Below are 11877 nucleotides of genomic sequence, written 5' to 3'. Positions count from 1 at the left end.
AGAGGTTCAGTTGCGGCCGCGCTGGGCGCTGCGCCACTGGTGCGGGGTGTCGCCGACGAAGCGGCGGAACACGGTGGTGAAGTGCGCCTGGGTCTGGAAGCCGACATCGAGCGCGATGGCGACCAGCGAGTCGCGGGTCTCCAGCATCAGCGCCTGCGCCTTCTCGATGCGCCGGCGCAGCAGGAACTCATGCGGACGCACGCCGGTGGACACGCGGAACTGGGCGGCGAAGTGCATGCGGCTCAGGCCCGCGGCATCGGCCATGCCGGCCAGGGTGACGCTTTCGCCGAGATTCTCGTCGACATAGGCGACGACCTTCTTCAGCCGCCACTTCGGCAGGCCGGAGCGGGGGCGGCGCGGGGCGACCTCCGGCCCGGTCTCGCGGGCCTCGAGCGCATCGCCCGCCGGGCGGGTGCTGAGCGCGCGGGTGACGATGGCGAGGCGCAGCGCATCGGCATAGACGCCGCCGAACTCATCGGCGCCGTGCTCGGCGGCTTCCAGCGCCTGCGACAGGCGGTGGATCACCGGATCGTCGTTTCCGGCGATGACCGGATCGACGCCGAGATTGAACGAGGTCGGCAGCGGGTTGCCGGCGAGGTGGAGATGCAGGACGCCGTCGCGGGCGCGGCCGGACTCGGTGAAGGAGACGCCGACGGCGGGGGCCGCGCTCGCCGCCGAGATGGCGAGGACGAGATCAATATGGCCGAGGCGGACGGAGAGGGTGTCGGGAGCCGGCGCCGCCGCGGTCGACACGGCCGGGCGGACCTCGAACGGCACGGGCAGGATGTCGGCGGGATGCGCGGGGGTGACGGTGCCACCGATCGGCGGGGAAACATGGAACGACATGGCCGGAACTCCCTCTGTGGGTGGAGTAGGACGGAGCGTCTGCCCGTGGTCCCGGCGATGGAGATTTCGTGGAGGAGGGGGCTTGCGTTGCCCGACCGCACGAAGAGTTTCCCATCGCCGTATCTGGACGCATCCAGGCATCGGCTGGTGATGGGGAAAGAATAGGGGAGGGGTGGATTCCCTCCATTCTACGTGGGTTTGGCTGGCTATATGAAGAGTTTGCCAGCCCCATACCTTGGTATGGCCGCCAGCGGCGCGCACAGGAAGGTCCGGCAAGGGCGGCGGCATTCGAGAAAGAATTCGCCGCAGTGCGGGCGCAGTGAAGGAGCCGGATTCACTGCTGCAAGGAGGAGCGTGCCATGCCGGGCTCCCATATTCGCCGCGGATATGTGCTGTCGGCGGTGCTGGTGGCGGCGCTGGCCGCCTCGGGCTACGGGCTCTGGCGCGTCGAAAGCCATCCGCCGGCGCCGCTGCCGGCGCCCGCGCCGGTGCCGGTCGAGGTGGCGCAGGCCGCACGGCGCGACGTGCCGGTATATCTCAGCGGCATCGGCACGGTGCAGCCCTTCAACAGCGTGACCGTGCGCTCGCGCGTCGACGGGCAGTTGCAGCAGGTGCTGTTCAAGGAAGGCCAGGATATCCGGCAGGGCGACCTGCTGGCGGTGATCGACCCGCGCACCTTCGAGGCGGCGCTGCAACAGGCGCAGGCCAAGCTGGAACAGGACGAGGCGTCGCGCGCCAATGCCCAGCTGATCCTCGACCGCGACACCCAGCTCGGCAAGGACGCCTTCGCCAGCACCCAGGCAGTCGACAACCAGCGCAGCGCGGTGCAGCAGCTCGACGCCCAGATCGCGCAGGACAAGGCGGCGATCTCCACCGCGCAGACGCAGCTCTCCTATACCCGCATCACCGCGCCGCTCGACGGCCGCGCCGGGTTGCGGCTGGTGGACGAGGGCAACATCGTCCACGCGACCGATACCAACGGCCTGGTGGTCATCAACCAGCTGCACCCGATCGCGGTGATCTCGACCCTGCCGCAGGCCGACGTGCCGGCGATCCGCGCCGCGCTCACCAAGGGCGCGACGCAGGCGCAGGCGGTGTCGCGCGAGCAGGGACAGACGCTCGCCACCGGCACGGTCGAGCTGATCGACAACAAGATCGACCCGCAGAGCGGCACGCTGCAGGTCAAGTCCGTTTACGCCAACATCGACGACGCCCTGTGGCCGGGCCAGTATGTCGAGGTGCGGGTGCGGGCGGCGACCCTGCCCGGCGTCGTCACCGTGCCCTCGGATGCGGTGCAGCGCGGGCCGTCCGGCGAGTTCGTCTTCGTCGTCGGCGCCGACAGCCGGGTGGCGGTGGCGCCGGTGACGGTGGGGCCGATCGCCGACGGCATCGCGGTGATCGAGAAGGGTCTCGATGAAGGCCGGACGGTGGTGGTGCGCGGCCAGTACCGCCTGACGCCCGGCACGGCGGTGGCACCGACGCCGTTCCAGGCCGGCAGCGGGAGCTGAATCTCATGTCGCTCTCGTCCTGGTTCATCCGCCACCCGATCGGCACCTCGCTGCTGATGGCCGGGCTGCTGATGATCGGCGCCGCCGCCTTTCCTCTGCTGCCGGTGGCGCCGCTGCCGGAGGTGGACTTCCCGACGCTGTCGGTTTCCACCCAGCTGCCGGGTGCCAGCCCGGAGATCATCGCCTCCTCGGTGACGCAGCCGCTGGAGCGGCAGTTCGGCGAGATTCCCGGCCTGTCGCAGATGACCTCGATCTCGACGCTGGGCAATTCGTCGATCACCCTGCAATTCGGCCTCGACGTCGACATCAACGCGGCGGCGCAGGACGTGCAGACGGCGATCAACGCCGCCGGCGGCCAGCTGCCGACCGACCTGCCGGCACCGCCGACCTATCGCAAGGTGAACCCGGCCGATCCGCCGATCCTGGTGCTGGCGCTGAGCTCAAAGACGCTGCCGATCACGCAGGTCGACGACTACGCCGAGAACGTGCTGGAGCAGCATGTCAGCCAGATCGGCGGCGTCGGCCAGGTGGTGGTCTACGGCCAGCAGAAGCCCTCGGTGCGGATCCAGGTCGATCCGGCCAAGGTGGCCAATCTCGGCCTGTCGCTGGAGGATCTGCGGCAGGCGATCGTCTCGCTGACGGTGAACGATCCCAAGGGCACGGTGCAGGGGCGCCAGCGCACCTTCACCCTGTTCGACAACGACCAGCTCACCTCGGCCGGGCCGTGGCAGGACGCCATCCTCGCCTATCGCGACGGCGCCCCGGTGCGGGTGCGCGACATCGGCACCGCCGTCGACGCGCCGGAGAACGACCAGCTCGCCGCCTGGTCGAATGGCGAGCCGGCCGTGCTGATGCCGGTGTTCAAGCTGCCCGGCGCCAACGTCATCGAGACGGTGGAGCAGATCAAGGCACAGCTTCCCGCCCTGCTCGCCACCGCGCCGGCGGGCGTCGAGCTGACCATATTGAGCGACCGCACCGGCACCATCCGTGCCTCCGTCGAGGATGTCGAGAAGACGCTGATCATCACCGTGGTGCTGGTGGTGGCGGTGATCTTCGTGTTCCTGCGCAGCCTGTGGGCGACGGTGATCCCCTCGATCGCGGTGCCGCTGGCGATCATCGGCACCTTCGCGGCGATGTACGGCCTCGGCTACAGCCTCGACAACCTGTCGCTGATGGGGCTGTCGATCGCGGTGGGCTTCGTGGTCGACGACGCCATCGTCATGCTGGAGAACATCGAACGGCATCTGGAGATGGGCAAGACGCCGCTCGAGGCGGCCCTCGACGGCTCGGCGGAGATCGGCTTCACCATCCTGTCGATCAGCCTGTCGCTGATCGCGGTGTTCATCCCGCTGCTGCTGATGGGCGGGCTGGTCGGCCGGCTGTTCCGCGAATTCGCCATCACCGTGACCATCACCATCGCGATCTCGGCCTTGGTGTCGCTGACGCTGACCCCGATGCTGTGCGCGCTGTTCCTCAAGCCGAAGACACAGGTGGCGCACGGCCGGCTCTATCTATGGTCCGAGCGCGGCTTCGACGCCTTGCTGGCGGGATATGCCCGCACGCTCGACATCGCCCTCGACCATCGCCGCGCCACCCTGGCCGTGTTCGCCGCGGCGGTGGCGGCGACCGGGGTGCTGTTCTACGAGATCCCCAAGGGATTCTTCCCCTTGCAGGATACCGGCCTCATCATCGGCGTGTCGGAGGCGGCGCAGGACATCTCCTTCACCCAGATGGTGCAGCACCAGCTGGAACTCGGCCGGATCGTCCTCTCCGATCCGGATGTCGCCACCGTCGGCATGGGGGTCGGCGCCGGCGCCGGCCAGACGGTGAACAATGGCCGCATGTTCATCACCCTGAAGCCGCGCGACGAGCGTCAGGCCTCGGTGTTCCAGATCATCGACCGGCTGAACGCCAAGCTCGCCAAGGTGGAGGGCGCTGCGCTGTTCCTGCAGGCGGCGCAGGATCTCAATGTCGGCGGCCGGGTGTCGCGCACGCAGTTCCAGTACACGCTGCAGGACGGCGACATCGCCGAGCTCAATGAATGGGCGCCGAAGATGCTGGCCAAGCTGAAGACGCTGCCGCAGCTGAGCAGCCTCGCCAGCGACCAGCAGACCGGCGGCGCGACGCTGACGCTGAGCATCGACCGCGACCAGGCGGCGCGGCTCGGCATCAGCCCGGCCGACATCGACAACACGCTCTACGACGCCTTCGGCCAGCGGCAGGTGACGCAGTACTTCACCCAGCTGAATTCCTACCATGTGATCCTGGAATTGCTGCCGCAGCTGCAGAACTCGCCGCGGGCGCTGGACGAGATCTATCTCACCTCGCCGGTGACCGGCGCCAAGGTGCCGCTCTCGGTGCTGGCGAAATGGACCAGCGAGCCGACGAGCTTCCTGTCGATCAACCACCAGTCGCAATTTCCCTCGGTGACGCTGTCGTTCAACCTCGCCCCCGGCGCGGCGCTCGGCGACGCGGTGGCGGCGATCCACCAGGCGGAAGCCGAAATCGGCAAGCCGGCGACGCTGACCGGCACCTTCCAGGGCAATGCGCAGGCCTTCCAGGCCTCGCTGGCGAGCGAGCCGGTGCTGGTGCTGGCGGCGCTCGTCGTGATCTACATCATTCTCGGCGTGCTCTATGAGAGCTATGTCCACCCGATCACCATCCTGTCGACGCTGCCCTCGGCCGGGCTCGGGGCGCTGATCATGCTGTGGCTGTTCGGCTTCGACTTCTCGATCATCGCGCTGATCGGCATCATCCTTTTGATCGGCATCGTGAAGAAGAACGGCATCATGATTGTCGACTTCGCCATCGAGCGCGAGCGCGGCGAGAACATGTCGGCGCATGACGCCATCCGCGAGGCCTGCCTGCTGCGCTTCCGGCCGATCCTGATGACCACCTTCGCCGCGCTGCTGGCCGGCGTGCCGTTGATGATCGGCCATGGCACCGGCTCGGAGCTGCGCCAGCCGCTCGGCTACGCCATCGTCGGCGGCCTCGTCGTCAGCCAGATGCTGACGCTCTACACCACGCCGGTGATCTATCTCGCCCTTGACGGCCTGCGCGCGCGGTTCGCCCGCCGGGGCGAGGCTTCCGTCCCTTCCTGAGGAGACCTTCATGCGCATCGTCATCGCCGGCGGTTCGGTCGGCGGGCTGTTCGCCGCCGAGCTGCTGCGCCGGGCCGGGCACGACGTCACCATTTACGAGCGCTCGTCGTCGGGACTGGAGGGGCGCGGCGCCGGCCTCGTCGCCCAGCAAGAGGTGTTCGCCATGCTGCGCGAGGCCGGCGTCGAGCATGTGGCGCGGTTTGGCGTCGAGGCGCGGGAGCGCATCGTGCTCGACCGCGCCGGCGCCATAGTCCACCGGCAGGCGACGCCGCAGACGCAGCTGTCCTGGGACCGGCTGTTCCGGGTGTTCCGCGAGCGGGTGCCGGAGGGCTCCTATGTCGGCGGCCGGGCGGTGACGGGGGTGACGCAGGAGGCGGGCCGCGCGCTGGTGCATCTCGCCGACGGCACGACGCAGGCGGCGGATCTGGTGATCGCCGCCGACGGGCTCGGCTCGACCCTGCGCGCCGCGGTGGCCGGGCCGGGGGCGCGGCCCGCCTATGCCGGCTACGTTGCCTGGCGCGGCCTGGTGCCGGAGACGGCGGTGCCGGCGGAAGCGGCGGCGGTGCTGTTCGAGCGCTTCGCCTTCTACGACATGCCGGGCGCGCAGGCGCTCGGCTATCTGGTGCCCGGGCCGGACGGGGCCATCGCGCCGGGCCGGCGGCGCTACAACTGGGTCTGGTACCGCCGCTCTACGCCGGAGCAGCTGGCGGAGGTGCTCACCGATGCCGACGGGCAGCCGCATGATTTCTCGCTGGCGCCGGGGCAGATGCGGCCCGAGGCGGCGGAGGCGCTGCGCGCCGATGCGCTCCGGCTGCTGCCGCCGGCCTTCGCCGCGGCGGTGGAGGCCGAGCCGCGCCCGTTCGTGCAGGCGATCTTCGACTATGCGGCGCCGCGCCTGGTGGCGGGGCGGCTGGTGCTGATCGGCGACGCCGCCTTCGTCGCCCGGCCGCACACCGCCATGGGCGTCGCCAAGGCGGCCGGCGACGCCTTCGCCCTGCGCGACGCGCTGGCCGGGGCGAGGGAACTGCCGGCGGCGCTGGCGGCGTTCGAGCGGGCGCGCCTGGAGCATGGGCGCGCCGTGGTCGCCTATGGCCGGCGGCTGGGCGCCTCGCTCGGCTGAGACGGTGCGCCAGCCGGCTCAGTAATAGCGCGGGCTCAGCGGCCCGCGCGGGGCCTGCCCCAGCAGGGCGACGACCACGATGCCGGCCAGCGCGCCCCAGTAGCAGAGCTGGAACCCATCGATATAGGCGAGCACGTTGGCCTCCCGCGCCACCAGGCCGGCAAGGCTGGCGACGCCGCGCGCGCCGGCGGTCTGTGCCGAGCCGCCGGCATCGGCGAAGGGCGCGGTGAAGCCGTGCAGCGCGTCCGCGACCCTGGAGCTGTCGGCCGGGAGATGCAGGCCGAGCAGATAGGAATGCAGCTGCTCGCGATGGCGCAGGAAGGTCGTCATCACGCTGATGCCCATCTCGGCGCCGCCGAGGCGCAGCACCTGGATATAGGCGCCGACGGCCGTCGCCTGCCTGGGGTCGGAATTGGTGAGCAGGTACACCACCGCCGCCAGGAAGGTGAAGCCCTGGCCGACCGACTGAATCAGCAGCATCGGCAGGAAGGTCCAGGGCGACCATTCATGGGTGATCTGCGTGCCCATATGCGCGGCGACGGCGAAGGCGAGGAAGCCGATCAGCAGGCTCAGCCGCGCGTCGAACAGGCGGATCATGATCACCGCGACCGGCATGACCACCATTAGTGGCAGCGCGACGCCGACGACGATCGGCCCGCCGATCTCCTCCGGGCGCAGACCGACGACGTTGGAGAGGAAGTTCGGCACCAGCAGGCTGTTCGACATGCTGGCGAGGTTGAAGCAGAGGATGACCAGGAAGCCGAGGATGATGTTGGGCTTGGCGATGACGCGATGGCTGGCCCATGGCGCCTTGACCAGCAGCTCGTTGGCGAAGAAGCCGAGATGCAAGGTGATGCCGGCCAGCAGCAAGGTGAGGATCAGCCCGGATTGCAGCCAGTCCAGCCGGTTGCCCTGGTCCAGCGCGACATAGACCAGCGCCCAGCTGGTGCCGAGCAGCGCCATGCCGCCCCAATCCGCCCGTTGCAGCAGGGCGAAGTCGATCTTTTCCACCGGCGAGCCGAGGCGCACGAGAATGCCGATCACCGGGGCGAGGAAGACGTCCTGCCAATAGACCCACTGCCAGGACAGATGGGTCTCGTAGAAGCCGACGATCGCCACCCCGGTGCTCTGCGAGAAGGCGAGGCGGAAGGCGTAGACGGCGAGCGCAGGCACCCACCATTTCAGCGGCAGGTTGCGGAAGATGATCATGATCGTCGCCGGAATGAAGATTCCGAGCATGAAGCCGCGCAGCCCGTGCAGGATCGCCAGCGTCTCCCAGTTGCGCACCTCGGGGATGATCAGCGACACCACCGCATAGGCGAGGCTGGGCCAGAACAGCACCCGGCCGACGCCGAAGGTGGCCGCCAGCCAGGCGACCGCCGGGGCGATGAATATCTGCGGCGCGGTGGCGATGGTGGAAAGCCAGGCGCCCTGATCGAAGCTGAGATGGAAGGCGCCGCGCAGGTCCGGCAGGCCGATGGAGAACAGCCGCGTGTCGAAGCCGACGAGGAAGGAGCCGAGCAGCACCGCGGCGGCGGCGAGGGCCGGCCGGCCATAGGGCCGGTCCTGCGCCGGGGCGGGAGGGGCGGCGGCGAGGGCTGCCATCAACGTCACTCCGCCCGGTCGATGTGGATCTTCGCCTCGACCGACATGCCGGCGCGCAGCCGATCGGTCAGCGCCTGTCCCGGCTCGATGGCGATGCGCACCGGGATGCGCTGCACCACCTTGGTGAAGTTGCCGGTGGCGTTGTCCGGCGGCAGCAGCGCGAAGACCGAGCCGCTCGCCGGCGAGATGCGCTCCACCCTTCCGCGCAGGCTCTGGCCGGGGAAGGTATCGACGGTGATATCGACCTTCTGGCCGGGCGCGACGTGGGTGAGCTGCGTCTCCTTGAAATTGGCGATGACGTAGACATTGGGGATCGGCACCGCGGCGATGAGGTTGGTGCCGATGTTCACATAGTCGCCGACCTGCACCAGGCGGGTGCCGACGATGCCGTCGAAGGGAGCGGCGACCCGGGTGTAGCCGAGCTTCAGATCGGCGGTCTTCAGATTGGCATTGGCGGCGTCGAGATTGGCGCGCAGCGTGCCCTCCTGCCCGGTCAGCACGTCGAGCTGGCGCTTCTGCGCCTCGATCGCCGCCTCGGCGGAGCGGACGTCGGCCTGCGCCTTGGCGAGGTTGGCGGTGGCCTGCTGGAGCTTCTGCTCGGTGCCGGCGATGCCGCCCTTCACCAGCGTCTGCTGCCGATCGAACTCCTCGCTCATCTCCACCTCGGCGGCCTTGGCCGAAACCAGCTGCGCTTCCGCCTGGTTGATGACCGCCTGTTGCAGCTCTTCCTGGTTCTTCAGATTGGTGAGCGCCGCCTGCGCCCCTTCCACCGCCGCCTGCGCGCCGTCGCGGGCGGCCTGGTAATCGGCCGGATCGATCTCGACCAGGGGCTCGCCGGCCTTTACCGCCTGATAGTCGTCGACCAGCACCTGCAGCACGTTGCCGCTGATGCGGGCGCTGAGCGTCGAGACATCGGCGCGCACATAGGCGTCGTCGGTGTATTGCAGCGGCTGGTCGCTGGCCCATTCGCCCCAATGGTCGTTGGTGTAGATCAGCAACCCGCCCACGGCGAGGATCGCCGCCAGCGGGATCAACAGCCGGCGCAGGCTGGCGCCGAGCGAGCGCGGCGCCTCGTCGCCCGACGGAGCCGCAGCTGACGGAGTGGGGCTCGGCGCGGCGGGGCTCGGTGCGGTGGGGCTCGGCGCGGCAGGGCTCGATGAGGTCGGGCCGGTTGCGGCGGGGCCGGTCGCGGGTTCATCGGGGGGTGTCTGGACGGCCATGGTCACGGGTGCCTTGCATCGGGCGGACACTGCACCGCCGGCCCGGTGACCATGACGATCATCGGGCCGGCGGGCTTTTCAAAATCCATTTCAAACCGTCGGCGGCGTGTGGGTCCGCAACGGCAGGTGGAGGAGCATGTCACCCGGCGCGGCGGCGGGCCAGAGCCGCGAGCTGCAGCACGGTCGCCACCGCCGAGAGGCCGACGCCGAGGGCGCAGACGGCGGTCCAGCCGCCGGCGTTCCAGGCGAGGCTCGCCGTGCCGGAGCCCAGGGCGCCGCCGAGGAACATCGCCCCCATCAGCACGGTGTTCAGACGGGCGCGGGCGGCCGGGCGCAGCGAGAACACGATGTGCTGGTTGGAGACCAGCGCGCTCTGGATGCCGAAATCGAGCAGGATCACCCCGACCACCAGGCCGGCCAGCGAGCCCCAGGCACCGAACACCAGCCACGACGCCAGCGTGACCGCCGCGCCCAGCATCACCGCCTGCGAGGCGCCGCGCCTGTCGGCGAAGCGGCCGGCGAGCGGAGCGGCGAGGATGCCGACCGCGCCGACCAGGCCGAACAGGCCGGCAATATCGGCGCCGAAGCCGAAGCGCGGTTCCTCCAGCCGGAAGGCGAGGATGGTCCAGAACGCGGTGAAGGCGGCGAACAGCGCCGCCTGGGTCAGCGCCGCCAGCCGCAGCGCCGGGAACTCGTTCCACAGATGCACGATGGAGTGCAGCAGCCGGCCATAGGGCAGGGTGGAATCCGGCCGGCTGTGCGGCAGGGTGAGCGCCATCAGCCCGGCGGCGGCCAGCGCCATCGGCACCGCCAGCCAGAACATTTCGCGCCAGCCGCCATGGGTGGCGACGAAGCCGGCGAGGGTGCGGCTGAGCAGGATGCCGGTCAGCACCCCGGCCATCACCGTGCCGACGGTGGCGCCGCGCCGCTCCGGCGCGGCGAGATGGGCGGCGAGCGGCACGATTTGCTGCGCCACGGTGGCGGCGAGGCCGACTGCCAGCGAGGCGAGCACGATCATCAGCCCGGTGGGGGCGATGGCGGCCAGTACCAGCGCCGCCGCCAGCACGACGAACTGCGCGACGATCAGCCGGCGCCGCTCGACGAGATCGCCGAGCGGGACGAGCAGGAACAGCCCGATGGCATAGCCGAGCTGGGTCGCGGTGGGGATCGCCGCGGTGGCGGCGCCGGGCAGGTCCTGCTCGATGATGGCGAGCATGGGCTGGTTGTAATAGATGTTGGCCACGGCGACGCCGGCGGCGGCCGCCATGGCGAAGGTGGTGCCAAGGCCGAGGACGCCCGGCGTCGGCGCGGTGTGGGCGTGCACGCTTTCGAGCACGCTTTTCTGCGTGGTCATGATGGTATCTCCTGCGCGCCCGGCGCCGGATGCCCGGCCTGCGCGGGTGGCGCGGGCGGGTTCTCCGAGGTCGGGCGCGACGGTGCGTTGTCGGTTGTGCTGAAAATAGTGTTCGGCGGGATTTGATATAGTGTCTTGTCGTGATGCACGATTATATCGGATCTTGATGTAATGGATTTCGCCGCCCTGGCCGTTCTGGTGGAGACCGCTTCCGCGGGGAGCCTGGCGGGGGCAGCGCGGCGGCTGCGGCTGTCGCCGATGAACGCCACGCGCCTGCTGGCCGGGCTGGAGAAGGAACTCGGGGTGCGGCTGGTGCACCGCACCACCCGTTCGCTGTCGCTGACCGATGACGGCCTGTCGTTTCTGCCGCATGCGGAGACGCTGCTGGAGGAGCGCGCAGCGGCGCTGGCCAGCGTGCGCGGCCGGCAGGACGGCGCCAGCGGCCTGCTGCGGCTGAGCGCCTCGCTGGCCTTCGGCCGGCAGGTGGTGGCGCCGCTGGCGGCGGAATTCATGGCGACGCATCCGCGGGTGACCATCGACCTGCAGCTCTCCGACAGCCTGGTCGACATCGTCGCCGAGGGGCTGGACCTTGCGATCCGCATCGCGCCGCTGGACGACAGCAGCCTGATCGCCCAGCGGCTGGCCGACAATCCGCGCCGGCTGGTGGCGGCGCCGGCCTATCTCGACCGGCACGGCGCGCCGGCGACCCTCGCCGAACTGGCGGGGCACCAATGCCTGACGGTGAGCGCGGCGCCGCATTGGAGCTTCCGGGTCGGCGGCGCGATCCGGCGGGTGAAGGTGGCGGGGCGGTTCTCCGCCAATTCGATCGACGCCATCCACGAGGCCTGCCGGGGCGGCCTCGGCATCGCCAATCTGTCGGACTGGAACCTCAGGGACGACGTCGCGCGCGGGCTGCTGCGCCCGGTGCCCCTCGCCGATGCCGAGCCGGAGCCGCTGGCCATCTGGGCGGTCTACCCGACGCGGCGGCTGGTGCCCGCCAAGGTGCGGCTGTTCATCGAGGCGCTGGCGCGCCGGCTGAAGGCCGAGGCGGCGGCAGGGTGACGTCCGCCCCCTGACGGCCGCTTCCCTGACGGCCGCTTCCCTGCCGGCCGCTTCCCGCCGC

Annotated in this window: 8 protein-coding genes; 4 read left to right on the top strand and 4 right to left on the bottom strand. The window is 70.1% G+C overall.

Features of this window, described 5'->3' with window-relative positions; translation table 11 throughout:
* Nucleotides 1–6: 6 nt before the first annotated feature.
* Nucleotides 7–846 carry an AraC family transcriptional regulator gene (locus J2X65_RS07055; RefSeq protein ID WP_310199700.1) on the bottom strand — a complete coding sequence of 280 codons (840 nt, stop codon included), beginning with the start codon at nucleotides 844–846 and terminating at the stop codon, nucleotides 7–9.
* A 359-nt stretch (nucleotides 847–1205) separates the two neighbouring features.
* Between J2X65_RS07055 and J2X65_RS07050 the strand changes: the two genes are divergently transcribed.
* From J2X65_RS07050 to J2X65_RS07040, 3 genes are read left to right on the top strand one after another with little or no spacing between them, the layout of a single operon-like run.
* Complete coding sequence (locus J2X65_RS07050) at nucleotides 1206–2354, top strand: efflux RND transporter periplasmic adaptor subunit (RefSeq protein WP_310199698.1); 1149 nt, start codon at nucleotides 1206–1208, stop codon at nucleotides 2352–2354.
* A gap of 5 nt (nucleotides 2355–2359) precedes the next feature.
* Nucleotides 2360–5455: an efflux RND transporter permease subunit gene (locus tag J2X65_RS07045; RefSeq protein WP_310199696.1), complete on the top strand. Its 3096-nt coding sequence runs from the start codon at nucleotides 2360–2362 to the stop codon at nucleotides 5453–5455.
* 10 nt (nucleotides 5456–5465) lie between these two features.
* Nucleotides 5466–6575 (top strand): FAD binding domain-containing protein, encoded by a 1110-nt coding sequence (locus tag J2X65_RS07040; RefSeq protein ID WP_310199694.1) that lies wholly within the window; start codon nucleotides 5466–5468, stop codon nucleotides 6573–6575.
* Between the two features lie 18 nt (nucleotides 6576–6593).
* On the opposite strand, the gene J2X65_RS07035 is transcribed toward J2X65_RS07040, so the two are convergent.
* From J2X65_RS07035 to J2X65_RS07025, 3 genes are all read right to left on the bottom strand, one after another.
* Nucleotides 6594–8180: an MFS transporter gene (locus tag J2X65_RS07035; protein WP_310199692.1), complete on the bottom strand. Its 1587-nt coding sequence runs from the start codon at nucleotides 8178–8180 to the stop codon at nucleotides 6594–6596.
* Between the two features lie 5 nt (nucleotides 8181–8185).
* Entirely contained in the window at nucleotides 8186–9400 is a 1215-nt protein-coding gene (locus tag J2X65_RS07030) for an HlyD family secretion protein (protein ID WP_310199690.1), read from the bottom strand.
* Between the two features lie 139 nt (nucleotides 9401–9539).
* A complete protein-coding gene (locus J2X65_RS07025) occupies nucleotides 9540–10754 on the bottom strand; it encodes an MFS transporter (protein WP_404977675.1) in 1215 nt (404 codons plus the stop codon).
* 171 nt (nucleotides 10755–10925) lie between these two features.
* Here J2X65_RS07025 and J2X65_RS07020 point away from each other — a divergent pair, with 171 nt between their 5' ends.
* A complete protein-coding gene (locus J2X65_RS07020) occupies nucleotides 10926–11816 on the top strand; it encodes a LysR family transcriptional regulator (RefSeq protein ID WP_310199689.1) in 891 nt (296 codons plus the stop codon).
* The last annotated feature ends 61 nt before the right edge of the window (nucleotides 11817–11877 follow it).

It is taken from the genome of Ancylobacter sp. 3268 (genome assembly GCF_031456575.1).
Taxonomy (GTDB): domain Bacteria; phylum Pseudomonadota; class Alphaproteobacteria; order Rhizobiales; family Xanthobacteraceae; genus Ancylobacter.
The sequence above is the reverse complement of the archived record's forward strand: the minus strand, read 5'-3'. Positions and strand labels throughout refer to the sequence as shown.

Coding starts and splice junctions, on each gene's coding strand:
- J2X65_RS07055 (WP_310199700.1), bottom strand. CDS start 846: ATGTCGTTCCATGTTTCCCCGCCGATCGGTGGCACCGTCACCCCCGCG.
- J2X65_RS07050 (WP_310199698.1), top strand. CDS start 1,206: ATGCCGGGCTCCCATATTCGCCGCGGATATGTGCTGTCGGCGGTGCTG.
- J2X65_RS07045 (WP_310199696.1), top strand. CDS start 2,360: ATGTCGCTCTCGTCCTGGTTCATCCGCCACCCGATCGGCACCTCGCTG.
- J2X65_RS07040 (WP_310199694.1), top strand. CDS start 5,466: ATGCGCATCGTCATCGCCGGCGGTTCGGTCGGCGGGCTGTTCGCCGCC.
- J2X65_RS07035 (WP_310199692.1), bottom strand. CDS start 8,180: ATGGCAGCCCTCGCCGCCGCCCCTCCCGCCCCGGCGCAGGACCGGCCC.
- J2X65_RS07030 (WP_310199690.1), bottom strand. CDS start 9,400: ATGGCCGTCCAGACACCCCCCGATGAACCCGCGACCGGCCCCGCCGCA.
- J2X65_RS07025 (WP_404977675.1), bottom strand. CDS start 10,754: ATGACCACGCAGAAAAGCGTGCTCGAAAGCGTGCACGCCCACACCGCG.
- J2X65_RS07020 (WP_310199689.1), top strand. CDS start 10,926: ATGGATTTCGCCGCCCTGGCCGTTCTGGTGGAGACCGCTTCCGCGGGG.